The sequence below is a fragment of the Candidatus Kirkpatrickella diaphorinae genome (genome assembly GCF_025736875.1).
GTDB lineage: Bacteria > Pseudomonadota > Alphaproteobacteria > Acetobacterales > Acetobacteraceae > Sorlinia > Sorlinia diaphorinae.
In genome coordinates this window covers 331113-355000 of the sequence record NZ_CP107052.1, presented here as the reverse complement: position 1 = coordinate 355000, position 23888 = coordinate 331113, and the positions used below count along the sequence as shown (strand labels likewise).

The 23888-nt window shown below is 57.1% G+C and carries 22 protein-coding genes (1 of these 22 only partly in view); 11 read left to right on the top strand and 11 right to left on the bottom strand.

All coding sequences use genetic code 11. The features are described 5' to 3' along the window. From N5W20_RS01660 to spt, 3 genes are all read left to right on the top strand, one after another. A protein-coding gene (locus N5W20_RS01660) for a fatty acyl-AMP ligase (RefSeq protein ID WP_319807204.1) crosses the window boundary here: on the top strand, positions 1-1010 show its 3' portion. The gene continues 760 nt to the left of window position 1, outside the view; only the last 1010 of its 1770 coding nucleotides appear in the window; the start codon falls outside the window, past its left edge; it ends in the stop codon at positions 1008-1010. A 179-nt stretch (positions 1011-1189) separates the two neighbouring features. Continuing rightward, on the top strand, positions 1190-1447 hold the full coding sequence (locus tag N5W20_RS01655; RefSeq protein WP_319807203.1) for an acyl carrier protein: 258 nt from the start codon (positions 1190-1192) through the stop codon (positions 1445-1447). Continuing rightward, on the top strand, positions 1444-2646 hold the full coding sequence (spt, locus tag N5W20_RS01650; protein ID WP_319807202.1) for a serine palmitoyltransferase: 1203 nt from the start codon (positions 1444-1446) through the stop codon (positions 2644-2646). The genes N5W20_RS01655 and spt overlap by 4 nt, the downstream gene beginning before the upstream one ends. A 51-nt stretch (positions 2647-2697) precedes the next feature. On the opposite strand, the gene N5W20_RS01645 is transcribed toward spt, so the two are convergent. Next, entirely contained in the window at positions 2698-3636 is a 939-nt protein-coding gene (locus tag N5W20_RS01645) for a hypothetical protein (RefSeq protein ID WP_319807201.1), read from the bottom strand. Then, positions 3629-4597 (bottom strand): diacylglycerol/lipid kinase family protein, encoded by a 969-nt coding sequence (locus N5W20_RS01640; RefSeq protein WP_319807200.1) that lies wholly within the window; start codon positions 4595-4597, stop codon positions 3629-3631. Before N5W20_RS01640 ends, N5W20_RS01645 begins: the two co-directional genes overlap by 8 nt. Before the next feature lie 193 nt (positions 4598-4790). Here N5W20_RS01640 and N5W20_RS01635 point away from each other — a divergent pair, with 193 nt between their 5' ends. Genes N5W20_RS01635 through N5W20_RS01610 form a run of 6 tightly spaced genes read left to right on the top strand, consistent with a single transcriptional unit; the run spans position 4791 to position 10676 of the window. Beyond that, a complete protein-coding gene (locus N5W20_RS01635) occupies positions 4791-5684 on the top strand; it encodes a metallophosphoesterase family protein (protein WP_319807199.1) in 894 nt (297 codons plus the stop codon). Beyond that, entirely contained in the window at positions 5681-6877 is a 1197-nt protein-coding gene (locus tag N5W20_RS01630; RefSeq protein WP_319807198.1) for an LptF/LptG family permease, read from the top strand. Before N5W20_RS01635 ends, N5W20_RS01630 begins: the two co-directional genes overlap by 4 nt. Then, on the top strand, positions 6874-7968 hold the full coding sequence (locus N5W20_RS01625; protein WP_319807197.1) for an LptF/LptG family permease: 1095 nt from the start codon (positions 6874-6876) through the stop codon (positions 7966-7968). The genes N5W20_RS01630 and N5W20_RS01625 overlap by 4 nt, the downstream gene beginning before the upstream one ends. Positions 7969-7979: 11 nt before the next feature. After that, a complete protein-coding gene (locus tag N5W20_RS01620) occupies positions 7980-8807 on the top strand; it encodes a sterol desaturase family protein (RefSeq protein ID WP_319807196.1) in 828 nt (275 codons plus the stop codon). Then, on the top strand, positions 8804-9589 hold the full coding sequence (locus N5W20_RS01615) for a nucleotidyltransferase family protein (RefSeq protein ID WP_319807195.1): 786 nt from the start codon (positions 8804-8806) through the stop codon (positions 9587-9589). The genes N5W20_RS01620 and N5W20_RS01615 overlap by 4 nt, the downstream gene beginning before the upstream one ends. Before the next feature lies 1 nt (position 9590). Further along, the gene (locus tag N5W20_RS01610) at positions 9591-10676 is read left to right on the top strand and encodes a glycosyltransferase (protein WP_319807194.1); all 1086 of its coding nucleotides are present in this window, start codon (positions 9591-9593) and stop codon (positions 10674-10676) included. A gap of 43 nt (positions 10677-10719) precedes the next feature. Here the strand turns inward: N5W20_RS01610 and N5W20_RS01605 are convergent, their stop codons facing one another. Further along, positions 10720-11052 (bottom strand): hypothetical protein, encoded by a 333-nt coding sequence (locus N5W20_RS01605; RefSeq protein ID WP_319807193.1) that lies wholly within the window; start codon positions 11050-11052, stop codon positions 10720-10722. 149 nt (positions 11053-11201) lie between these two features. Here N5W20_RS01605 and N5W20_RS01600 point away from each other — a divergent pair, with 149 nt between their 5' ends. Together N5W20_RS01600 and N5W20_RS01595 are read left to right on the top strand one after the other, a co-directional pair. Next, positions 11202-12062, top strand: coding sequence for an inositol monophosphatase family protein (locus N5W20_RS01600; RefSeq protein WP_319807192.1), 861 nt, complete (start codon positions 11202-11204; stop codon positions 12060-12062). A gap of 97 nt (positions 12063-12159) precedes the next feature. Next, entirely contained in the window at positions 12160-12996 is an 837-nt protein-coding gene (locus N5W20_RS01595) for a lipid-binding SYLF domain-containing protein (RefSeq protein WP_408869410.1), read from the top strand. 2 nt (positions 12997-12998) lie between these two features. Here N5W20_RS01595 and mltG read toward each other — a convergent pair whose 3' ends face one another. The 8 genes from mltG to N5W20_RS01555 form a co-directional block, all read right to left on the bottom strand. Then, positions 12999-14024 carry an endolytic transglycosylase MltG gene (gene mltG, locus N5W20_RS01590; protein WP_319807191.1) on the bottom strand — a complete coding sequence of 342 codons (1026 nt, stop codon included), beginning with the start codon at positions 14022-14024 and terminating at the stop codon, positions 12999-13001. After that, on the bottom strand, positions 14000-15283 hold the full coding sequence (gene fabF / locus N5W20_RS01585; RefSeq protein ID WP_408869409.1) for a beta-ketoacyl-ACP synthase II: 1284 nt from the start codon (positions 15281-15283) through the stop codon (positions 14000-14002). The genes mltG and fabF overlap by 25 nt, the downstream gene beginning before the upstream one ends. A 148-nt stretch (positions 15284-15431) precedes the next feature. Then, positions 15432-15671: an acyl carrier protein gene (locus N5W20_RS01580; RefSeq protein WP_319807190.1), complete on the bottom strand. Its 240-nt coding sequence runs from the start codon at positions 15669-15671 to the stop codon at positions 15432-15434. Between the two features lie 244 nt (positions 15672-15915). Further along, on the bottom strand, positions 15916-16656 hold the full coding sequence (gene fabG, locus N5W20_RS01575; RefSeq protein ID WP_319807189.1) for a 3-oxoacyl-[acyl-carrier-protein] reductase: 741 nt from the start codon (positions 16654-16656) through the stop codon (positions 15916-15918). 11 nt (positions 16657-16667) lie between these two features. Then, positions 16668-17633 (bottom strand): ACP S-malonyltransferase, encoded by a 966-nt coding sequence (gene fabD / locus N5W20_RS01570; RefSeq protein WP_319807188.1) that lies wholly within the window; start codon positions 17631-17633, stop codon positions 16668-16670. Positions 17634-17903: 270 nt separating this feature from the next. Further along, positions 17904-20315, bottom strand: coding sequence for a TonB-dependent receptor (locus N5W20_RS01565; RefSeq protein WP_319807187.1), 2412 nt, complete (start codon positions 20313-20315; stop codon positions 17904-17906). Between the two features lie 655 nt (positions 20316-20970). Beyond that, entirely contained in the window at positions 20971-21693 is a 723-nt protein-coding gene (locus N5W20_RS01560) for a glycine betaine ABC transporter substrate-binding protein (RefSeq protein WP_319807186.1), read from the bottom strand. Between the two features lie 89 nt (positions 21694-21782). Continuing rightward, entirely contained in the window at positions 21783-23813 is a 2031-nt protein-coding gene (locus N5W20_RS01555) for a sensor histidine kinase (protein WP_319807185.1), read from the bottom strand. Between the last annotated feature and the right edge of the window lie 75 nt (positions 23814-23888).

The following is a 23888-nucleotide window of genomic DNA, read 5'->3' as shown; positions in this document are numbered from 1 at the left end:
TGAGCTGCCAATTGACGACAGACCTCCTCCCCACGCGGGAATTTGCGCGTCGTCCTCAGGTCTGGCTTGACCTCATCTCCCGTAATCGCGGGACAATCGCCTATAGCCCGTCCTTCGGGTATGAGCTTTGCGCCCGCCGTCCGCCGCCGTCAGGCCTCGACCTGTCAAGCTGGCGCGTTGCCGGGATTGGCGGCGATATGATCAGGCCGCATATCCTCAGTGATTTCGCTGAAAATTACAAAGTCCATGGTTTTGACAGCCGGGCTTTCGTCGCCAGTTACGGTATGGCGGAAACCACCCTGGCCATCAGCTTCGCGCCGCTTGAACATGGTATTCTTACCGACACGATTGATCTGAAACATCTTGAGACTGAGCAGTTCGCGCGCGGTGTCAATAATTCAGAATCACCCAGGCGGACATTTGTCGTTTGCGGCCATGCATTGCCGGGCCACCATATTGAAGCCTGGGATAGTGAAGGCAAAACCTTGCCGGACCGCGCCATCGGGACGATTTTTGTCAGGGGTCCAAGCATGATGACCGGTTATTTCGGTCGGGAGAAGGAGACTCATGCCGTCCTGTCCCCCGATGGTTGGCTTGATACAGGTGACCTCGGCTACATGCTGAATGGTCAGGTTGTCATCACCGGACGGGCGAAAGACCTGATGGTGATCAATGGGCGCAATATTTGGCCACAGGATATTGAGTGGTCGGTTGAAACCGCCATCACAGGGGTGCGCTCTCGGGATGTTGCCGTTTTCTCAATCGAGGCGGAGAAGGGCGAGACAATTTTTGCCCTCGTGCAATGCCGTCTCACCTCCGCCGAGGCGCGTGCGGAGATGAAAGACAATATTGCAAGCGTCATCCGCCGTCGTCACGGTGTTGACGTGGAGGTCGTCCTGGTGCCGCCGCATACCCTGCCACAAACATCGTCAGGCAAATTAACCCGCGCGAAGGCAAAAGCCATGTATCTGGCGGGACAGTTTGCGCAAGAGGAGAGTTCCGCAGCCTGACATTGAACCCGGTTCTGTCGCGCTTTACGGACACGTCAAATCTGCGCGCCATGCCGTCACATCACTAAAAGGCTTGGGTTGACGCGCAGCCGACATCAAGGATCGAGAGTTGGTCACGCTTAGCAGATTGCCTCGATCCTCGGATACGACGTAGCCTGAAGCGCAATGGAGACAAAATAATGACTGACAAGATCGCGGCGACGGAACAGCTGATTATCGAGCAGCTTCTCGCCAAGCCGAATGTCCCCCGAGACATTTCCCCTGAAAGCAAGATTGTCGAGGATCTTGCTTTTGACAGCCTCGCTGTCATGAATTTCGTGATGGAAATTGAAGACCGCCTTGATGTTTCCCTCCCTCTCGACCAGTTGGCGGATATCAGGACGATCCGGGACCTCGCGATCTGCCTCAATAAAATCAAGGCCGGTACGCCGCAATGACGGACATCTTTGCGAAATTTGAAGGCCTGTCCCGCGCCGCATCGCAATTAATGACTGCCACGCCGCGCAACCCGTTTGACGTGGTGATCGAACGCCCCCTCTCGGCCACGATCGGTTTGATTAAAGGGCGGGAGACCCTCCTTTTCGGGACGAATAATTACCTCGGCCTCAGCCAATGCCCGGAAGCGATTGCCGCCGCCGTCAAAACCCTTCAGGAAGAGGGGGTGGGCACAACGGGCTCACGCATTGCCAACGGCACATACGGGTTGCACCGCCAGCTTGAAGAGAAACTGGCCGCATTTTTCAGACGTCGGCACTGCATTATTTTCTCAACCGGTTATCAGGCCAATCTGGGATGTATCTCCGCGCTCGCGGGCAAAGATGATATCCTTTTCATTGATGCGGACAGTCATGCCAGTATTTATGATGGCAGCCGCCTCGGCAATGCGCAGGTTATTCGCTTTCGACATAATGACCCGGCGGATCTTGATAAAAGGCTGAGCCGCGTCAAGGACCATCCGGGCGCCAAGTTGATCGTGATTGAGGGCGTATATTCCATGACCGGAAACGTCGCCCCGGTGCGCGCTTTTGCTGAGGTCAAGAAGAAGCACGGCGCCTGGCTTCTCGTCGATGAAGCACATTCTTTCGGCGTCCTGGGTGAGAACGGGCGCGGCGTTGCTGAGCAGGATGGCTGTGAGGACGATGTGGACTTCGTCGTCGGCACATTCTCTAAAAGTCTCGGGACGATTGGCGGCTATTGCGTGTCCAATCATGACGGCGTCGAGATGATCCGACTGGCATCACGGCCCTATATGTTCACGGCATCTCTGCCGCCTGACATTATCGCTGCCTCAGGGGCCGCTCTCGAAGCCCTACAGGCGCAACCCCATTTGCGGACGCAATCGACGCAAAATGCCGGGCAGCTTCATGCGGGGTTGAAAAAACTCGGCCTCTCCGTCAGCCAGCATGTCAGCCCGGTTGTCGCTGTCACTTTGCCGGACATCCCGACAGCGGCAAGTTTCTGGAATCGACTTCTGGAGCTTGGGGTTTATGTCAATCTGTCTCTGCCGCCCGCAACGCCGGATGACCGGCCTCTGCTTCGCTGCTCCGTGATGGCCGCACACAGCCAGGCCCAGATTGACACTGCCCTCGCCGCCTTCGCGAAAGCCGCGCAGGATCTCGGCGTTCTCACGGCCTGACGGGCCGCGCACGCCCGGCATCTTCCCTGCGGCATTCGTGAAAATGGAAATTCAGGAACGCCGCAGGATGCTTCTCGCGCGCCATAACAGGCAGGGCAGACAGATGAGAGGGTGACGCGCCTCAAAAGGTGAGAGGCGCATGGCCAGACCGCTATGGCGCTGGATTTTATCCGCCAGATAAAGCGCGCCATTTTCAAAAGTGAAGGCCGCTTTGATGAGGCGTGCAGCATTCAACCACCGCCCGAGGCGCCGCATTTGTCGCCATTGACGCCGTGCTTTTAAAAGCCGCACCCGCGATATGTCCATATAGCACCCGCCCGCGTCATTTTCCCGGACAGGAAAGCCGAGTTGCGACCAGCTCTGCGCTAATATCGCCTCAAACCAGTCAGCGCGCCCTTCGATGATTGACGCCGCGCGGCCCGCATTTTCCGGACGCAATTCATTGCGATAGGTTTCAGAAAAGAGGTGGCGCCAGATCTCGGCGGGTCGGGCCGGGCCGGGCAGAAGGCACGCGGCCCACCACGCGGCGGTCAGAACCGCCTTCCTGACAGCTACGAGGATCTGATCCGCCGCGACCGTGTCGCGCACCCAGACAAGTCGCGTTGGTTGCGTAAAACGTGACCAGATGGAGCTGTCATAACTTGCCGGGCCGGCGCGGCGCGTGAATTGATCGATCGTCATCACGGCGACCTTCGCGCGCATGAGACGCCCGTCGATTGTCTGACGCACATAGACGACATTGGGCGGCAGATATTGACCGGCCAGACGGATCACGCAGTTACGCCATTCCCAATCAGCCATATCATCGACAATGACATAGAAGTCGAGAAGCGCATCCAGATCGTCGGACCGCATGCCCGCACCGTAGAACAGCACGCCTAAAGGACGGCATGCGCCCAGCATCTGCGCGGCGAAAGCGGATACTTCCGGCGGAACCGCCTCGATAAGTGTCGAAGACAGGATGCGGGAGAGCGCGTCCATTTCAGTCATGCAGAAACTGGAATTGCGGCCCGTTTGAAAGCGTCACCTGGCGTGAAGGGCCGGAACTGAATTTTTCACCATCAAGGATGAAGTCGCTGGGGCATGTCATGGTCAAGCTATCAACCCGATCACTGTGATAGGATGGATGCTGCCGCAACCAATTCGGTGACCGCCCCCGGACGAGCAACCTGACAGCACGCCATAAATGTTGAGGATGGCCACTGACATTAAGGAAGCGCAGCCCTGTCGGGTTCCGGCGCGGGTCAGCGTCACCATCCCAGAAAGGCCACATCCCCATCGTCAGACGATCCAGCGCCGTGGAAATAAAGAGAAAACTCGGCCCATCGCTTCTGACAGCCCCATCGCACTCAAGCCGCAGGCGATCGCCATCAAGCCACATATTCCGATATTTGCGGTGCAGAAGCTTCCAGAGTGTTGCGATCAACGTCGCGGCGACGGCCAAATTATGGGGTGCGAACCTCAATAAATGGGGTGAGTGCGCGATTTCAATCGCGCGCGTAAATCCGGTCGTGCCATGAAACATGCCGATCCGTAATTGCGCGCCCTGGTCCGTCCAATTGATCCGCAGCGTGCCGCGTTTCTCTTTCGTGAGAGATTGCGGATCATGGAGGAGGCGCTCAAAAGCCCTCCGCCCGCGGGATTTGAAGCCGACATCCCGGGCGATGAGATTGGAGTTGCCGGAGGGGAATATTGCCAGTTCAGGCAGATCATCCTCACCATAAACATGATATAAAGCTGTCATCACGTCGCTGATCGTGCCATCGCCCCCGCTAATGGCGATTGTTCTGATGCTCTGGCGATGTAATTTTTCGATGACGCTGCGCAATTCAGCTTGCGTCCGCGGCTCAAAAAAGCGATCAGCCAGGCAATGGCGCGCTCTTTTGGTAAATCTGTCCAGACATCGACGGTTTTTTCGGCTGCGAGGGTTGTTTATAAGAGCAAGAGGCACAGAAAATCTAATCCAATTTCATGACCGCGATCAGCCAAATCTTTACATTCATCATTGATAAATGACGTTTCAGCAGCGCCAGCGCAAGCGCCCTTGCGCAGTGTGTCAGAGCGCCATAGCATAGTTGTCCACATCGAACCAGAAGAGCATTGAAGAAGGCTATGTTATTTCCGCATGCAGCCGAGGCTTTGTGATGGCCCAGGACAGTGACAAAGCAACGATTGCACATATATCAGACGTGCATTTGCCGACACCCGGCAAGCTCCCGCTTCGGGACCTTCTGAATAAACGCTGTTTAAGCCTCCTTTCCTGGAAAATGTCGCGCCGATATCGACATCTGACGGAAATCTCTTCCCGGATCGTGGCGGATATGGCGCTTCATCGACCGGACAGAATCCTCAATATTGGGGACATCACCAATCTTGGCCATAAAAGTGAGTTTGAGCAGGCTGAAAAATGGATGCGCGCCCTGCCCGCACCCTGTTATTTCGTGCCGGGAAATCATGATATCCTCGTCCGGGAAGATGTCCGCCACGGGCTGGACCTCATGTCACCCTGGATGGAAGGGTCGGCGCAACAATTCCCCTATGTCACGCGATTCAGAGACGTGGCCATTATCGGGGTCAACAGCGCCATACCGACGCCGCCTTTCAAAGCCTGGGGCCGCGTCGGAGAGGCTCAGGGGCAGCGGCTTCTCAACGCTCTGGAAACCACGAGGGGTTTATTCCGTATTGTCATGATCCATCACCCTCCCGGATACGGACTGGTCAAGTCCGGGAAACGTCTCAAAGACGTGAGAAAGATTGCCGAAATCATCAAACAGGGCGGGGCGGAACTTGTGCTGCATGGACACTCTCATAACGAGTCGCTTGTAACTGTGCCGGAGACGGAGATCCCTCTTCTCGGCGTGTCGTCAACCTCCATGCATTCTTCCAAGCCATGGCGCCGCGCGTCGTGGAACCGTCTCGACATCTCTAAAAAAGAGGGTTCCTGGTCGCTTGATATCACGCAACGGCTTCTGGCTGACAATCATGTCATGGAAGACGGTTTTACGCGCCATCTCAAACTGCCGATAAAAAGCAAGTGAGGAAGAGACCCCTTCGTGAGCTGGATCGCTATCTTCTCCGCCAGCTTATCCCGCCTTTCCTGATTTCCCTTGGGACCGTCATGACGGCCCTGCTCCTTGAGCGGCTGCTCGTTCTGCTGGATGATCTCGCTTCTGAGGGGAGCTCGCTGGCGACATTCCTGTCCTTATTGACCGACCTGCTGCCCCATTATCTGGGGCTCGCCATCCCGGCGGCGTTCAGCGTCAGTATCTTCATCACGATACGCCGGATGAGCGACCATAATGAGATCGACGCCCTGATGGCGAGCGGCATCTCCCTCTCCCGCATATCGCACACTTACGTCCTGATCGGCATTGTGCTCGGCGGCAGCAGTCTCCTGCTTTATGGCTATATCCAGCCTCTGGCGCGCTATGATTTCCGTTCCGGCTTTTACTCAGCCGCGCACGCGGCCTGGACGCCGCGTTTCCAGGCACGCATGTTTGCCACGACAACGGATGGCGCCATGCTGACCGCCGAGAAAACACGCGCCAATGGCTCTGTGCTGGAGAAAGTTTTCATCCGCGCCAACGGAACAAACGACACGCTCCATCTTATCTCTGCGCGGAGAGGGTTGATCACGACCCTGCCCTCACGATCTGAAACGCGGCTGGATCTCTGGGATGGCGATATCATTACGGCGCGCCATGGCAATCTGCAGGATCTGCATAAAACCCATTTCGAGCATAGTGCCCGGTTTTTCATCAATGACCCGACCGCGCACTCCTTCCGCTCACGCGGCAAGGATGCGCGGGAACTGACACTTTTTGAATTGATCAGACGGTTGGAGCATTCCCATCAAATTATCTCCCCTTCCGCTGATCCTGACTCGATCCCGCGTTCCAATCTGCGCGCGGAGCTTGATTTCCGGCTTGCGCAAGCGCTGACAATGCCCTTTATTGCGCCGCTTGCCGCCACGCTGGCGATCGGTGTCAAAAGGCGACGGCCCATAACAGGGATGATTTTGCTCGCCATTCTGCTTGTCGGGTTTTACCACCTCCTGCAATTCGGTCAGAGCCTCGTCGCCACCGGTGCTGTCCAGGGTTTTTACGGCGTGTGGATACCTGAATTGACTTTCTGCGCCATATGCATTCTGCTTTTCGTCACGCGCTCTCAAGGCGGCTGGCTCCGACCCAAAAAGGTCAAGATACCGAACGGGGTGCCCATCACGCGATGACATCAATATTCAGCCTTCATGGCTCCGTTCTTTACCGTCATTTTATCAGCGCAGTCCTCGCACGGACGGCGCTCGTCAGCGCGATTTTCATCTCATTGATGGAAGTTCTGGGCCTTCTGGAGAAAATGTCGTCAATACTTGGCCGACATCAGGGCCTGTCGGGCGTCATTTACTATTGTGCCCTGAGATTTCCCGTACTGCTTGAGCAGAGCGTGCCCTTATCGCTGCTTCTCGGCACGATTTTCCTGCTTGTGCAGATGAATCAGCATAGTGAAATTGCTAGTCTGCGCGCTGCCGGCCTGTCAACGCCGCGCCTCTATGGGTTGATCGTGCCAGCGGCGCTGATCCTGGGCGCGACTCTTCTCCTGATCAAACACGAAGTCACCCCCCGGGCCGAGCGCGCCTACGGAACGTGGTGGAATGCCACAACGCCGGCGGTTGAAGCCAGGACGGCCAATCTCTGGTTCCGGGCTTTCGGCCGCATCACTCATGTTGATAAGGTGGAGGGAGGGGGCCGCGTTCTGCTGGATGTCGAGTCATACCAGCACTCACCGGATACGCATCTCGTCGAGGAACGACGCGCAAAGTTGGCACGCTATGTGGACCGGGAATGGCGGGCGGAAGGCATTTCAGGTTGGCGATTGGAAGGGAATCAGTTTCTTCCCCTCGATCCGGGTCATCAAAATGACTTTATCAATCTCCCTTCCCCGTCGGAGATCATGACCCTCCTCGAAACACCGCCAATCCTTTCCGTTCCCGCACTTATGGCCGCCATAAGGGGTGTTGTCCCGACCAGCCAATCGACAAATTCTTACAAAATTGCGCTCTTATCTTACATATCATTGCCGATTAAACTTTGCATTATGATCCTGTTGGCGCTACCAGTCGTCTACATTCCCCCACGTACGGGTACACGAAGCTTGCTTCCGATCGCCGCTCTCGGCTGCGGTGTGCTGTATATGATTGGTCAAGGTCTGATGGATGCCCTCGCGAATGCGGGCACGTTGCCGGTCCTGTTTTCGCTAACCGCGACGCCTCTGATCACCTTACTGCTTATCTGGGCGTGGATCTTAAAACTCGAGGCAGGATGAGGTATCGCTTGATGGCTCGAAACGACAATTTTCTCCGCGCATTCTGGCGCGCCCGTAAAGAGCAGGTGTCTCTTAAAACGGGGCGAAGCTTCGACCTGGGCAAAATGTCCCTTCCGCAGCTCTGGATGGCATATCTGACGCATCGCACGATATTGCTTTATTTTGGCATTATTGTGGCAGGCGCTTTTGCGTCCATTTCTTTCAGCCATCGCATGTTCGGCTTTATTGTGCCCGCTCTCGTCGTGATCGCGATCTACCCTTATGCCTGGTATTTCATCCATCGCAGCATCCTGCATGCGCGCTGGCTTTATCGCACCCCTTTCACCGCGGTATTGTGGAAACGCGTGCATTTTGATCACCATCAGGACCCGCACCTGCTCGACGTGCTTTTCGGCTCACCCGCGACGACGCTGCCGACAATCGTCATCATCGTCATGCCTGTCGGTTATGCGATTGCGGGGTGGCAAGGCAGTTTTTCAGCCCTTACGACCGGCGTCGTCGTGACATGCATTTATGAGTTTTTCCATTGCATCCAGCATCTCGCCTACAAACCGAAATCCGCTTGGGTGCACCGCATTAAGCAGCTTCATGTCCTGCATCATTTCCACAATGAAAAACGCAATTACGGCATCACCAACTATCTGCCGGACCGCCTCTTTGGCAGTTTCTTCGCCGATGCACGTCAATGGGCGCGCAGCAGCCACGCTTTTGATCTCGGATATGATCTCAAGGAAGCGCAGCGTTATCCCTGGGTGATGGAGCATACGGGCGCACCACCAAGGCAGCGCCCTGAAGGCGCGCGCCCCGCACGGGAAGTCCCGACAAACCGCGCCGCATGAGCGCCAGGGCGCTTATCCTTGCCGGGTCACGCGGGGGCGGGCGAGACGCGCTTGAGAGCGCCATGCAGCTCGACCAGAAAGCCCTCCTGCCGATCATGGGCCGACCGATGATTGACTGGGTCATCGCGGCCCTGCGCGCCACCCCGGAGATTTCGGCCCTCGCCATCAGCGCCACCCCGACGGAAGCATTACGCGCCTGTGTCGGTGATATCCCCGTAATTGAGACGGGTCATGGGCCGAGCGGCAGTGTCGCCCGCGCGCTGGAAATATACGATACGCCCCTACTGATCACGACGGCCGACCACCCGCTTTTGCGACCGGAATGGGTCAGGGACTTTATGGCGCAAGCCTCAAGCAACTGTGATTTCGCCATCGCCATCGCGACGCGCGCGGCCATTTTGCGCGATGTCCCAAATACGAAGCGCACCTTCATCCGGTTGGCGGACGTGCAGTTTTCGGGGTGCAATATGTTTTACGCTGCCACACCCAAAGCGAAGGCGGTCATCCAATTCTGGCAGAATATTGAGCGCAATCGCAAAAAGCCCTGGCGGCTGGCTCTGGGTATTGGCTGGCCCGTCATCTGGGATATTCTGCGTCGCCGCCTGACGACGGAACGTCTCGCCGCGCACATTCACCGGCTGACAGGTGCCGTGATCGAATTTATTTCCATTGATGATGGCCGGGCCGCGGTGGATGTCGATAAGCCTTCTGACCTCGCCCTTGTCGAACAGATTCTCGCAAATGCCCCGCATCCCGTCGCTTATGACGCTATGACAGATTAACATGAAGATCGCTTATCTCATCAATTCGGTTGAAGGTGGCGGCGCTGCTTTCCCCGTCCCGGATATTGTGCAGGTTCTGAAATCCAGGGGGCATGAGGTCGTAATTTTCGCCCTGACCCCGCGCGACCGCCTGGCAGCACCCAATATCACCGCCTCCGGGATCAGATTGGAAATCCGTGAGGGCGGCACGAAAGATCACCTGTCAGCTTATTACTGGCTCGCACGCCGATTGGCGGCTTACCAACCTGACCTCGTCTGGACATCCCTGACGCGAGCCACGCTCCTCGGGCAATTATGGGCCAGAAAGCACCATGTCCCGACCGTGCACTGGCAGCATTCCGCCCATCTCAAACCCGCCAATGCCTTTCTGCTTCGCCGCATCCGGCGGTGGACGCATTTATGGATCGCCGATTCGCAATGTGTGTATGACATGGCGCGTCGAAGGCTGGGCCTGCCAGAAAAATCCCTGACATGCTGGCCGATTTTCCGCGCGGATGAGAGCCATCCCGTCAGCGCGAAATGGCGTGAAGGCACACCCATCCGCATCGGGACATTGGGGCGTCTGCACCCCGTCAAAGGTTATAAAACGCTTATTCAGGCCGCCGCCCTGCTGAAGAAAAACCCGGAAATCCCGGCCTTCGAGGTAGAGATTGCCGGTGAGGGCATTGAGCGGGAAGAATTGGAAGCGGAAATCCTCGTTTCGCAAGCGCCCGTGCGTTTACTCGGCCATGTGGAGGATACGAAGCGATTCCTCAAACGGCTTCATATTTATATGCAGCCCTCCCTTTGGGAAGGTTTCTGCCTCGCCGCGCATGAGGCCATGTTGAGCGGGCTGCCCGTGATTGCCACACCAGCGGGCGAAATACCGCATTCCGTCACATCAGAGACGGGGATCATCATTCCGAAACTGGACGCGCAACGCCTCGCCGACGCGATGGCGCAATTGATGCTGCACGCTGAGACGCTGCACGATATGGGTCAGAAGGCGCGGGAGCGTGTGCTGACGCGTTTCGGCGCGGCGATTTTTAATGCCAAGGGCCAGGCCATCCTTCAGGGTATTGAGGACTGGATGTCTTCACGGGCTTAGCCCTGTCGCCGCCGGCACGCATTGCGTGCGCCCGCAACGTCCATCAGTCCGCGGAGGGCTCGAAAGTTTCCTCAGATCGCAATTGCGATAATTGCGACGAGATATTGACGTCAAGCATGATGAGCAACAATGCCGCAAACAGGAACAAGGCGTAAAGTACACGCGCAATAGGTTTCTTCTCAAGGATGATGGCGCATGTGAAAGCGCACGCACTTGCGCCCTCCGTGACGACGCGCAGCAACTCATCCCCATGTGAGTAAGTGACCGAGATCGCGAATAAAATAAAGCCCGCACAGGCGCTCGCGGCTGACTTCTCTCGCCTGACCCAATCCATCACGGTCGGTTGCGGGTGGGGACCTCCCTTTTTTGGCGTCACTCGTCATCCTTTCAGGAAAATGAAATATCAGGTCACATTTTCGGGCGCGATTGTGACGCCTCTTTGGCTTTTGCGGCCCTAACTGCTATGGAACGGCAATTGCAAGACCCTATCAAGACGGTCTCCATTTACCCGAAACAGGCGATATCATGTCAGAAGCACCGATCAACCGCCAGGCTGAACATCATTTTGTACAAGATGCGGAATCACCGCCATTTATTGCACAGCGCCTCGCCTTCGCGCAACCAATTGTCAGAGATGCGGCGGCATTGGCGATGGCCTTGCGCCCCGCGCCCGGCGGCCCCGCCGCCAGCCTCAAAGGCCGTCAGGATTACGTGACGGAGGCGGATAAAGCGGTCGAGAAGCTCATTTCAGCCCGCATCAAAGCACTCTATCCGGGGGATGGCTTTATCGGTGAGGAGGATGGCAGCCAACGCGAAGGTCATTTCACCTGGGTTGTTGACCCGATTGACGGCACATCCAACTTCGCCCGTGGGCGCGATAGATGGTGCGTGTCTCTCGGTCTGCTACAACAGGGGCGGCCGGTTGGCGGCATTATTTTCGCACCCGCTCTGGATGAGTTTTATCTGGGGCAGATCGGTGTCGGTGCCTGGATGAATGGCCGCCCCCTCAAGGCTTCACCCTTGACGGATGGCAAGTCAGCCATGATTGAAATGGGCTGGAGCCCCTTTGTCACGACTGAGGAATATGCCAGACGCATGACGCAATTTCTGAGGTTGGGCGCCATGCCGCGTTCCTCCGGCTCGGGCGCGCTGGCCGCGGCGGATGTAGCCAGCGGGCGACTGGATGCCTACCTCGAGATCGCCATTAATCTGTGGGATGTCGCCGCCGCGCTTATTCTTTTGACCGAGGCAGGTGCCGTGACGTCCGATTTTTTTGGTGAAGGCGGGGCGACGCGCCCGACGCGCTTTTTGGCTGCGGCACCGGGCCTGGCGGAAGCTCTTCAACGCGCAACCGACATACCGCTCAAATCTGCCGAACCTTCCTGAAAGGGGATAGCGCCGCCCGGCAAAATAGCCTTATGTTGTCAGACTGAAAATGACGTCCGGATTTATCTTTCAGGAAGCAGGGATTAACATGCGAAGAATGACTTTCAGGACCTGTTTATTCACGATGGGCGCGCTATGCGCCATCAACCTGCCCGGCAAAATCCACGCGGCGAGTAAGCAGCAACTCCTTGTTGACCGCGCGGCCCTCGCTGTGCAGAGCATCTTCGTGGAATCAGCCGGTCATGAGCGGGCGGGGCGCTATTTGCGAAGTGCGCGCGCCGTGATGATCTGCCCGTCCCTCTTCCGCATGTCGATCGTCTTTGGCGGGTCAGGCGGCGGGTGTGTGCTGCTGGCACGGGATGCGCAGGGCTCGTGGTCTGATCCGGCATTTTACACGCTCAGTAATGCGTCTTTCGGCTTTCAGCTTGGCGTTGAAAGCTCCCAGATGATGTTTTTCATCATGTCGGATCGCGGTTTGCAGGCCCTTCTCGATAGTCAGTTCAAGTTTGAAGCCGGGGCGTCAGCATCCTTTGCCAATCTTGGGAGCGGGATCCAGAGTGGCAGTGCGGGTGCGCGCAACACGGACATTCTCGCCCTGCAGAAATCTTCAGGCCTTTATGCCGGTGCGTCGTTGGGCGGCACAAAGCTGACATCAGACAGCAGCGCCAACCGTGCTTATTATGGGCAGCTTGTCGGGCCGGAAAGCATCGTGATCAGTATGCGCGTCAATAATTCGGGGGCCGATCCGCTCCGTCGCGCCTTGATGCAATATTCCAACGCGAAAGCGTCTTCAGCAAAAGCAGGTCAGCATTCTTCCTCTGATCCGGATGCGGAAAACCCGGCTGGCACGGATGATCTCGGTACAATCAGCGCAACCTATCGCGGCAAAAACAAAAACGATATTCAGGTCCAAAGTCTTCCCGCGCGGCGGTAAAGTCACTCCCCTGGGACCGTCCCTTTCGCCGGGTGCGGCGGATGATGGCGGTAACGGCGGACCTCCGCAAGATGTGCCTTGAGGGTTGTCGAGAAGACATGCGACCCATCCCCTTTTGCCACAAAATATAGATCATCACCTTGCGGGGCATGGGCAACGGCCATGATGGCCGCATAACCGGGCGCGCAAATCGGCCCGGAAGGCAATCCGTCCTGCGCATAAGTGTTATGGCCGTCATTGAACGCCAGCTCAGAACGCGTCAGCGGATGGGGTAAAACCCCCTCGCCCTGGGAAACATCATAAATGACGGTCGGGTCGGATTGTAATCTCATGCCGCGATTCAGGCGATTAAGGAAAACACGCGCCACACGTGCCCGCTCATCCTCACGACCCGTTTCACGTTCCACCATCGATGCGAGAATAAGGAGATCCCGTGGTGACGTCAAAGCGGGGTCCGGGATACGCGTCTCCCACGCTTTCTGGAGGGCATTCTGCATCAATATGCGATAGCGCGCGACGATCTGGCGACGTTGATCCCCATAGCGGTAAGAGAGGGTTTGCGGCAGGATTTCCCCTTCCCCCAGAACCGGCACATCACCCGTCATACCCGGCGCGGCCGCCAGTAAATCACGAATTTGCGCGGCGGTGAGACCTTCCGGCACGGTGATGACATGTTGCACCGGCTTGCCGTGACGCAAAATCGCGATCACCTGATGCAGGGACGCGCCCGCCGGGAAGGAGTACTCCCCGGAATGCAGCGCGCCCTGATGATGCGTGAGCTGGACAATGTGACGGAAAACAAACGCCGTCATTCGGTCGGGACGGATCAGATGCGCCGCGCGGAGTGTCGCGACGGTCATCTGCATATTGCCCCGCGGGATGACGATATCTGCCGCGACCGGCATGGGGCCGGGCGCCCGGTAAATGTGCCGGACCTGTAAAAAACCCCAGGCACCGCCACCCACCAGAAGGAGGATGACCGTGACAGCGATAAAGCGGCGTATCAGACGCGGCGCAGGATCAGACACGCGTTGGTGCCACCGAAACCGAAGCTGTTTGACAGGACAGTATCGACTTTGCGGGCCTGCGCCTCCAGCGGAACGCGATCAATGCGGCTCTCCGTTTGTGGATGGTGCAGATTAAGTGTCGGCGGCACGGTGTTGTCCCGCATGGCGAGAAGCGAGAAAATCGCCTCCACTGAGCCTGCCGCACCGAGGAGGTGACCAACGGCCGATTTGGTTGATGACATGGCGACCCTGCCGCAAGCGTCACCCAGGAATCTCTCAACGGCCCCTAATTCGAGATCATCGGCCATGGTCGATGTCCCGTGCGCATTGATGTAATCAATTTCGGACGGTTGGATCTGCGCCCGCTCAAGCGCTGCCTGCATGGCGCGGAATGCACCAGCATGCCCCTCCGCCGGGGCTGTGATGTGGTAGGCATCACCGGACATGCCGTAACCGAGCACCTCACCATATATTTTGGCGCCGCGTTTTTTGGCGTGCTCATATTCCTCAAGCACGACGATACCCGCGCCTTCACCCATGACGAAGCCGTCACGATCACGGTCCCACGGACGTGACGCCTCATCGGGCCTGTCATTAAAACCGGTTGATAAAGCACGCGCTGCCGAGAAACCGGCCAGGCCAAGGGGGCAGAGTGCCGCCTCGGCACCACCTGCCACCATGACATCCGCATCGCCCAGTGCAATGATACGCGCCGCATCACCAATGGCATGTGTCCCTGTCGCGCAGGCTGTCACGACAGAATGGTTAGGGCCTTTAAAACCGAATCGAATGGAGAGATGGCCTGAAATCAAATTGACCAGAGCGCTTGGGATGAAGAAAGGCGACAGGCGACGGCCCCGCCCCTCATGCACAGTCAAGGCGCCATCTGAAATCGTCTGTAACCCACCAATGCCGGACCCGACCATAACGCCGGTGCGGCACTGCCCCTCTTCATCCTCGGGCATCCAGCCGGAATCACGGACAGCCTCAATCCCCGCCACGAGACCAAGATGGATGAAGCGGTCCATCTTTTTGATGTCTTTATGGGGAATCCAGTCGCTCAGGGTCAGCCCCCCCTCTTCCGTGGGGCCGGACGGTACTTCGCCACCGATCAGGACGGGGAGATCACCGGGATCAAACGATGTGATGCGTCGGATGCCGGATTGCCCCTCGATGAGCTTTTTCCAGGAATGCTCGACGCCGACAGCGAGCGGCGTCACAAGGCCGATGCCCGTGACCACGACACGCCGTGACTCCGTCGAGGAAGATTTCGCCATCATGGGGATACGGATCTCCGTTGGACGACGCCCAGAGGACAACAGAATTCTGGGTGCCGCGCAGTGTCATCTTTCTCGGCGCCCTTCCCTTTTCGCCCAGGCGGAAAATGGAAAGGCTTGAAGGAAAGGCATGTCATGCCTATCTGAAGAGTCAGTCCTCTCTCTTCTTTTCAATGAAGTCGATCGCATCCTTCACAGTCGCGATTTTTTCGGCATCCTGCTCGGGGATTTCAACGCCGAATTCCTCTTCAAAAGCCATGACGAGTTCAACCGTATCAAGACTATCCGCACCGAGGTCATCGATAAAAGACGCTTCCGGCGTCACTTTACTTTCTTCAGCGCCGAGATGTTCAACGACGATCTTCTGAACCTTACGGGTGATTTCACTCATGTTTATCCGCTTTCTGTGTGCCCGGATCTCGGGCGGTTACAAACCTACCTAATGTCCCAAGTGGGGTCCACCGGGTCTACACCACGTGCAAAGGCCGACATGATGACCGGCCTCGCGGCGTCGGACCCCATGAGGCCCACCTCGTACTGACGCGTCCATCGCGCCGGATGAAGCAGCGGGCGCTTAGCACATCTTGCACCCCTCCGCCAAGTGCTTCCGGCACGAGGGGTGGGGTGAGTCACCTTCACGGCATCAGCATACCGCCATTCACACTCAATGTCATGCCTGTCACCCAGCCCGCTTCATCCGACGCCAGATAAACGCAGGCAGAAGCCACATCATCAGGATGGCCCATGCGGCCGATCGGGATGGCATTCAAGAGTTTTTCCCGCTGGCTGTCAGGCAGGACCTCCGTCATTGCCGTTTCAATAAAACCTGGCGCCACGGCATTAACGGTCACGCCGCGTGTTGCGATTTCCTGCGCCAAAGATTTTGTCATGCCAATCATCCCGGCTTTGGCGGCCGCGTAATTCGCCTGGCCGCCGTTGCCGGAAATCCCCACTATCGAGGCAATATTGATGATCCGACCCGTACGGCGGCGAATCATGCTTTTCACCGCCGCGCGACACAGCCGAAAAGGCGACTCCAGATCAACGGTGAAGACCTGCCGCCAATCCTCATCCTTCATGCGCATCATCAGCCCGTCCCGCGTCAGCCCCGCATTATTCACGAGGATATCTAGCGGGGCCCCGGCTTCCGCCTCCGCCCTGCCAATGAGGGCATTTGCCTCTTCCGCGTTGGCGAGATTGGCCGCGCAGATCACGGGTTGATTTTTCAAAGTCGACGCGACCTCCTCCAGCGCCGGAACGCGCGTTCCGGAGAGCACAATGCGTGCACCCTGCTGATCAAGCGCCCGGGCGATCGCGGCGCCGAGCCCGCCTGACGCCCCTGTGACGAGGGCGATTTTGTTTGTAAGGTCAAACATGTGTTTCTCCGTCATATGACGCGCAGAAGCGCATCAATATCCTGCGGGGTTGCCGCGTTGCAGGCTGTCAGCTCGCTATTGATGCGTCTGGTCAACCCGCTCAGCACCTTGCCCGCACCGATTTCAACAACCACGGACACGTCTTTTTCCGGCAGGCTCTCGATAGTTTCCCGCCAGCGGACGGAACCCGTCACCTGCTGAATCAGGAGTTTCCTGATCATTGCGGGGTCGGTCACTTCCGAGGCTGTCACATTGGCGATAAGCGGGACATGCGGCGCTGTGAAATCCTGTTCCGCGAGTGCGTCAGCCATCACATCGGCCGCCGACTGCATCAGTGAGCAATGGAAAGGCGCGGAAACCGGGAGGATAACGGCCCGTTTGACGCCGCGCTCTTTCGCGCAGTTGAGAGAGGCCTCAATGGCCGCCTTATGGCCGGAAATCACCACCTGGCCACCGCCATTATCATTGGCGACTTCCAATATGGCGTGTCCGGACGCGTCAACATGTCGACGGGCTTCCTCGCAGATCTCAAGGGCCTCCGCCGCTGTGACGCCAATCAACGCCGCCATGGCGCCTTCACCCGGGGGGACGGCTTTCTGCATCGCGCGTCCGCGCGTCCTGAGCAGCCGCGCCACATCCGTCAGGGAGATTGACCCGGCAGCGGCGAGCGCGGAATATTCACCAAGTGAGTGTCCGGCCACGACACGCGCCTTCTCTGCCAACTGCCAGCCCGCCTCCTTCTGCAGCACCCGCAGGACGGCGATTGAGACCGCCATCAGGGCCGGTTGTGCGTTTTCCGTCCGGGTCAGCTCATCCGGTTCACCTTCGAACATCAAGGTTGAGAGGCGCTGCTGCAAGGCTTCATCGACTTCCTGAAAAACCTCTTTTGCTGCGGGGAAAGCCTCATAAAGCGCACGCCCCATGCCGACAGACTGACTTCCCTGACCCGGAAAGACAAAAGCACATTGGCCGACCATGCAGCCACCTCCCTTACTAACGCGAAATACCCAACGGGTCTTGGCGAAATCCGACCCGCCTGTCAAACGGGAGCACCGTTTTCAGGCGTCGGGAAGGCATGGTGGTGCTGTTCAAATCTCGCTCCCTGACGGCGACTCATTGCATCAGGCATGTCCAAGACGTGACCCGTCAGGAGGGCTGATTTCCTGCCCCGGAAAATGACAACCCCATCCCGTCTCGGAAACGGGATGGGGTGCCATGCACGCAGATTGGATCAGAATAAGAGGATGTCAGAAACTCACCCCCAATGTGAACATGGCCTGACGCGGCGCCTGACGCTGCATCGTGCCAAAACTGTAACCTTTATCCCGATTGAACGGAAAGCCATTCGTCCCAATCGTTCCCATGAGCTTACGGTTCAGAAGATTATAGACGTCGAACCGCGCCGTAACCGGCGGCATCTTCCCGCCGAGCTTGAATGTGTGCTGCAGATAGAGGTTGGTCATCCAGTAAGCGTAGGCATACATATCGTTCTGGTAGGAAAAGGGCCGACGGCTATAGAAAGTCGAACCCACGCCAGCCTCCGTGCCATTATGGGAATAAATCAGCATCGTGGATAATGTGATCGGCGGATATCCCGGCTGAGCGGAACCTTTGATCGGGAAGACCTCTCCATCCGCGAAGAGGTCATTATCATAGGTGAATTTACTGACACCCAATGTCTGGCGCAGCATGAAGCGACGCGTGATCGGCAGGTTGATGGCGACATCACCGCCAATAATGTGAGAATGCGGGACCGCTGCCACAGTATTGGTGAGGCTGTTCAGCCCCCCATCATCGTCAGCGACCGAAAGCAGACGGTTGGAGATCAGGTCATAATAAGCATCCCATGAGAGGCGCACCCAACCAAGATTATCATGGCCGCCAATAATGAAGTTCCAGTTATTCTCCGGCTTGATATTGCGCGTTGCCGCGTCGAAAGCTGCCTGATCACCGGCGGTCCAGGCGGAAGCGCTGTAACCGATCTGACCTTGCGGGGAAACGCGATAGCCGGATTCATTATTTGCGATATCGACAAAGACATCATGCCCTTTATGCCACTGCCAGGAAGCTGACAGATGCGGGAGGAAGTAATTGCGTGTTGATAACGTGCCGCGCGGCGCATCCCCTTCAAGCCCGCCACCCGATGTGGAGGTTTCCAGCGTTTTGAAACCAACCCCCGCATGCAGATTGGGGGAAAGGGTGATGTCATCCTGAAGGTAAAGCTGACGCTCCCATGTTGACCATCGGGAATTGGCCTGCGTCTGGAAAGCCGGGCCATATTGAGAGAAATTACCGAAAACACTCAGAGGTGCCCCGGTACCGAGGCGCGGCTCATTATACCAGGAGGTCAATGCTCGTGAGTCCGTATGTTCCTGCCAGAAGCCGCCGGACACGGTGTGATGCCCTAATTTGGCCCGCAGGCTCAGCGTGCCGCCAAGACGCTGATTTTGTGGATGCCATACCTGCTCGGAGAAAGGCGCGCCGGTGAGAGATGGCGTGCCCGAATCTGTCAGCACCTCATGCGTGTCACTATGCGTCATGTAAAACGAAGCGCGACCCGAAAGAATTTTGGAAATACGGAAATCATGCGCCAGGGAGCCGACGAGATCCTGTGAGGAATGCCCGCTATTATAAGAGACAAGCCCTGCCAGCTCCTTGCATGAAAATCCGTTACCACAATCCTTCGTCGCATTTTCCGGCAGGGAGATATTATAGGCGTACGCGTAGTTCGGCGCGAAATAATCAGCCCGCCAGCCAAGCTGATCGTTGATCTGGAAGGATTGATCATTATATTCCGTCACTTTGGCGGTCGAGCCGGAAAAATATGCGGTAAAATCACCCCAGGAAACGTCCTGAACCGCCTTGAAGTGGCCGCGCAGCGCCTGTTGATCACCATAAGCCATATATTTCTGGCTATAGTTACGCTGAAAACCGACAAGCATTTTCGGGCCATGATGGCCGATCTGACCGGTATCCGCCGAAATCGTCGTCTGGATCGTCTGGTTGCTCCCGTAAGACTGCCAGATTGAGGCACCCGCTTTGTCCTTTGGGTTACGCACGAAGTAATGCAGGTCTCCGCCATTATCGGATGCGGAAAACGTGCTCACACTGCCAGACCCCGTGGATACGGAAATACCGCCCAGATCCTGTGCAATGCCGATTTTAAGGACGTTCGTGCCGGTCAGACCACCCCAACCAATGTCATTGAGCGGGATGCCCTCATACGTCACGCCGAGTTCATTCATATGGAAACCGCGCAGATAAAGCCCCGCCGTCGTCATATCCACGCCGAATGGATCCGTGCCGGAGAGGGAAGCGCCCTCCGTATATTGCAACATATAGAGGGGATTGGAGCCGGGCATGACGAGCTTCCAATCTTTCGGCGTCATGAGACGTCGATTGGGATCCTTTAACAGGTAACGGCCGGCGCTGACATTGATCGCCTCATCCTTGCGCGACTCGTAGCTGGCGCTCTTCCCGGCGCTTTTGCCGCGCGGTGTCGCACGCGGCTTCCTGTCGGACGCGGTTGAAATCGGGGTTTTGGTGGAGTCCTCTTTCGTTTTCGCTTCGGAAAATGATGGAGAGATGACGCATCCAGCAATGAGGAAAACACCATATTGCTGCATGATGCGCGACATTTTATTGACGAGCACTTGCATGATTTATTCACCATGAAGGCCGCGCGCACAGGGCCACACCCCACCGCGAGACGGCAGGGAATGCAAAAGCGCACAACCAGATTTTTTCAATTAAATGGGGATTCCCGTCCGGAAGGACGTTCCGGCTACGGGCATATGAGCGCGATTATCGACTCGGGGGCCACGCCGGCTGCACGTTGCCATATTTCCGTTGCTTGTCAGAGCGGCGCAGCGCTCTTGCCAGACGCGGAAAAAAAATCGACGAGATGGCATCCCATCCGAACTTGAAGGGAAGTTCGATTGCTGTTGCGTCGATCGCTCGATATGCAGTCCATCGCGTGAAAGAAAGGGCATTCATGGGCCTTTCCTCCTGATTGATCGTTTGCCACGACCTGATGCGTCTAGAGTTGACCTGTCAGAACAAGCCACCCTCACGCGATCCAGTCATCGAATTGTCTCAGAACCGGTATCGGGACGATAACCCCGTCATGAGCACAACCTGCCAGGACAGGCATAAGCGCTTCAAAAACTTCGGGATTATCGGCCTCATCCACGCGATTACGAGTCGAGCGTCCTATAACTTCCAGTAATGAGTGCAGCAATTTAATAAAATTTTTACGCGTGACCACCGCCACAACTGATGCTGAAAAGCAACATACTTAAAACGTGTTTTACATCAGCGCGGGATAAGTCGGCCTCTCTGCCAGGACTCAGCTGCATCTTCAGGGTCAACGCCTTCCACCGTGATCGCGTAATCAAGGGCGCTCATGACCTTGACCCCCAGCATCATTTCAGAAAGCTCATCAAACAGATCCGGGTCACCACTTTCCGCGAGATTTTCCGAAATCAGGAGTGGCGCCCGCAGCGGCGCACCGAGCGTCGGCAGGCCCGCTTCTATAAGCTGGAAGCGGGCATCAAAAAATGCCGCGTGCGGCTGCATCGCCGCGACGAGCACACGTTGATCTTGTTGCGCCGCGTGATTTAACTGGTGGTAAAGGGTTTCGTCATCAATGATGGTGACGTCTTTATGCGACGTGCGTTTGAAAGACTGTAACGCGTCGGCATAGAGATGACGGACTGACTCCGCTGCGTAGATCGCATCACATGTCACGGCCCCGCCTTCCCCTATGGTGACGTCCCCAACCGTCAGCCAGGACGGCAGAGGCTGATAGAGATCACCGACCGCACGATAATTGCCATTCAGGAGATCATCATCCATTGGCAGCCAGGTCGACGCATAAATATCAAGCTGGTTCGTGAATAACGCTTCCTTCACGTCGCCGCGCGTGAGATCGACATAATCAACCTCAAACCCGTGGGCCTCAATGACTCGTGCCACCGCGCTCGCACATCCTGCATGAAGTGCCGTGTGGAGAAAACCAAGTTTGATCACGCCCATTCGTCCATCCTAAATTCATGCGGCGTCGGCGATGATGACCTGAGTGCGACGCGCTTTCGCCGTGATGAGTAAAGGAACGCTCTGAAAAATCAATCCTCACCCGCTTTGCGCATCGACATGCTGAAACTTGCCTGACACCCGGTCTGCGGAAAGGAGAGCGTCGCGTGACACCCCTCGCCCAGGCCATATTCAATCATCTGAGACCCGAACCCTTTGCGCAGCGGCGCTTTGACACGCGGGCCTCCAGTCTCAACCCATCTGATAACGAGGCGGGCATCCTCTTCCGCGCCTTCCACCAGCCAGGAGAGACGCACTTTGCCGGCTTCGTTTGAAAGCGCACCATATTTAATGGCGTTTGTGCCGAGTTCATTCAGCAGCAGGCCGAGATAGCCAGCCGTTTTCGCACCCAAGGCAACGCGCGCGCCATTCAGTTCAAACCGTGTCAGGGACGCGATCAATTTCAACACATCCTGCGCGACGTCTTTCAGCTCAGCCTTTTTGCTTCTGCGGGTCATGCTCGTCGTATTGGCGGAAGCAAGCGCATGAACCCGCCTTTCGAACGATCTGACACTGGCCTGGTCCCGACAATCCCGCAGGCTTTGCCGCGCCAAGGCCTGGACGATCGTCAGCGTGTTTTTGAGACGATGCGCCATTTCCCGGTAAAGAAATTCCTGCCCGAGCCGGGCTTCCGTCAGATTGGAGACCGCTTCAACCCAGTCAACAACGATGCGGGTGAAATACGTATCTGCGACGCGCCACACGCGTGGCCGCGACGATGCGATCACGACGCAGTGCTTCAATCGGTCCTCAGAGATTGTCGGGATCATCAGAAAGGCGCGCGGCCCATCCGCGGTGTGACTTCGGGTTTCCGGCAGCAGCCAGCTCACCTCTCTGAGATCACCGATTGCAAGCACCATTCCGCGAGAGAGATATTGCCATATTCGTTGCCCCTGCAACGGCACGTCCGGCGCTTGCGCCATCCCGCGACGGCTCCAACCGCCATAATCATGGCTTTTCTGCCCCGTATGCGCGTCAAAGTGGAAACATTGCACGTAATCAACATCCAGGCTCTCACCCAAATGTCGCGCCGCGATGCGATAAGCATCGACAGCCTGATGGGCGAGGCGCAGTTCCTTCCCCAGAAGGGCGAGAAGGTCATAATGTTTGATCGTTGTATCATGGTCGCTTGCGTCAGAGACGATCCCGCAAAGATGGGCAGCGTGCGCGTCCTCACCTTTGATGAGCGCAACCCGGCATTGAAGCCATCGGGGGCGTTCCGTGACAACGCCGCCAAGGCGGATTTTATAATCCAGCGTCGCACCATCATGCAGGCCGAGCCCGTCCAGAAGATTGCGGCGGGTCGGTAATCGCGGGATGCAGGGCCTGATGGCCGAGATCGGGAAAATATCGCGTTCCTGCAGGGAGAGCATCCGGCAGAGTGACGGTGATATGCGCACTGTGCCGCTTTGCACATCCGCTTCAAAAAAACCGACAAGACCATTGCGATTGACGCGTTGCGCCGCTGCTGCCCCTTTATTAACGTCCTCATTTTTTCGCATTGGGGGGTGGCGGGGCGTTGCGGAAGCTTCGGACGGCCTGGCGGGCCGCGCGGATGGCGCGCTTCGGGTCAGGGTAGCCGCGAGACTTCGCGCCAGAGAGCGGAGCGCCGACATGGCCGCGTCACTCAGATGATCCTTCCGTGGTTTGCGATCCAGCACGCCGAATGCCCCGATCAGCGCGCCACCCATCATCAAAGGAAGGATTGCGCAGGAACGATAATACCACGGGCTTTCCATGAGCACGGCCAGGCCGGGCTCCGACCTCTGCAACAGGTCACACGTCTCGAAAAATGGATTTTTCTGCAGATAATTGCGGAAGTCAGCGGCGCGAAAAGGGATCTCCTTTGGCAGCGCACCGACACGTAAAACTAAAGCTTCCTTGTGATCAAGAAAGACCGAGACATACGCCGCCTCGGCAAGACACAGCCCGCGCGCGACACAAAGCAGGTCCCGCAATATGGCTGTTTTCTCGTTATCAAGTTCAAGAAGATGACGCCGCAAACCAGGGTCACCGGTTTGCGGCACGTTGGGCGTGCCGTCAGGTGGCTGCAATCCGGACATGCAAAAAGTCTCCTTTTTAAACATGCCTAGACGCTGCCCGGCACGTGCCCTCCTTTCGCTTTAATCCCCATTATA

What these genes read in the sequence shown, in the direction of transcription:
- N5W20_RS01655 (WP_319807203.1), top strand. Translation starts at nt 1,190, where the DNA reads ATGACTGACAAGATCGCGGCGACGGAACAGCTGATTATCGAGCAGCTT.
- spt (WP_319807202.1), top strand. Translation starts at nt 1,444, where the DNA reads ATGACGGACATCTTTGCGAAATTTGAAGGCCTGTCCCGCGCCGCATCG.
- N5W20_RS01645 (WP_319807201.1), bottom strand. Translation starts at nt 3,636, where the DNA reads ATGACTGAAATGGACGCGCTCTCCCGCATCCTGTCTTCGACACTTATC.
- N5W20_RS01635 (WP_319807199.1), top strand. Translation starts at nt 4,791, where the DNA reads ATGGCCCAGGACAGTGACAAAGCAACGATTGCACATATATCAGACGTG.
- N5W20_RS01625 (WP_319807197.1), top strand. Translation starts at nt 6,874, where the DNA reads ATGACATCAATATTCAGCCTTCATGGCTCCGTTCTTTACCGTCATTTT.
- N5W20_RS01620 (WP_319807196.1), top strand. Translation starts at nt 7,980, where the DNA reads ATGGCTCGAAACGACAATTTTCTCCGCGCATTCTGGCGCGCCCGTAAA.
- N5W20_RS01615 (WP_319807195.1), top strand. Translation starts at nt 8,804, where the DNA reads ATGAGCGCCAGGGCGCTTATCCTTGCCGGGTCACGCGGGGGCGGGCGA.
- N5W20_RS01610 (WP_319807194.1), top strand. Translation starts at nt 9,591, where the DNA reads ATGAAGATCGCTTATCTCATCAATTCGGTTGAAGGTGGCGGCGCTGCT.
- N5W20_RS01600 (WP_319807192.1), top strand. Translation starts at nt 11,202, where the DNA reads ATGTCAGAAGCACCGATCAACCGCCAGGCTGAACATCATTTTGTACAA.
- N5W20_RS01595 (WP_408869410.1), top strand. Translation starts at nt 12,160, where the DNA reads ATGACTTTCAGGACCTGTTTATTCACGATGGGCGCGCTATGCGCCATC.
- fabF (WP_408869409.1), bottom strand. Translation starts at nt 15,283, where the DNA reads ATGATGGCGAAATCTTCCTCGACGGAGTCACGGCGTGTCGTGGTCACG.
- N5W20_RS01580 (WP_319807190.1), bottom strand. Translation starts at nt 15,671, where the DNA reads ATGAGTGAAATCACCCGTAAGGTTCAGAAGATCGTCGTTGAACATCTC.
- fabG (WP_319807189.1), bottom strand. Translation starts at nt 16,656, where the DNA reads ATGTTTGACCTTACAAACAAAATCGCCCTCGTCACAGGGGCGTCAGGC.
- fabD (WP_319807188.1), bottom strand. Translation starts at nt 17,633, where the DNA reads ATGGTCGGCCAATGTGCTTTTGTCTTTCCGGGTCAGGGAAGTCAGTCT.
- N5W20_RS01565 (WP_319807187.1), bottom strand. Translation starts at nt 20,315, where the DNA reads ATGCAAGTGCTCGTCAATAAAATGTCGCGCATCATGCAGCAATATGGT.
- N5W20_RS01560 (WP_319807186.1), bottom strand. Translation starts at nt 21,693, where the DNA reads ATGGGCGTGATCAAACTTGGTTTTCTCCACACGGCACTTCATGCAGGA.
- N5W20_RS01555 (WP_319807185.1), bottom strand. Translation starts at nt 23,813, where the DNA reads ATGTCCGGATTGCAGCCACCTGACGGCACGCCCAACGTGCCGCAAACC.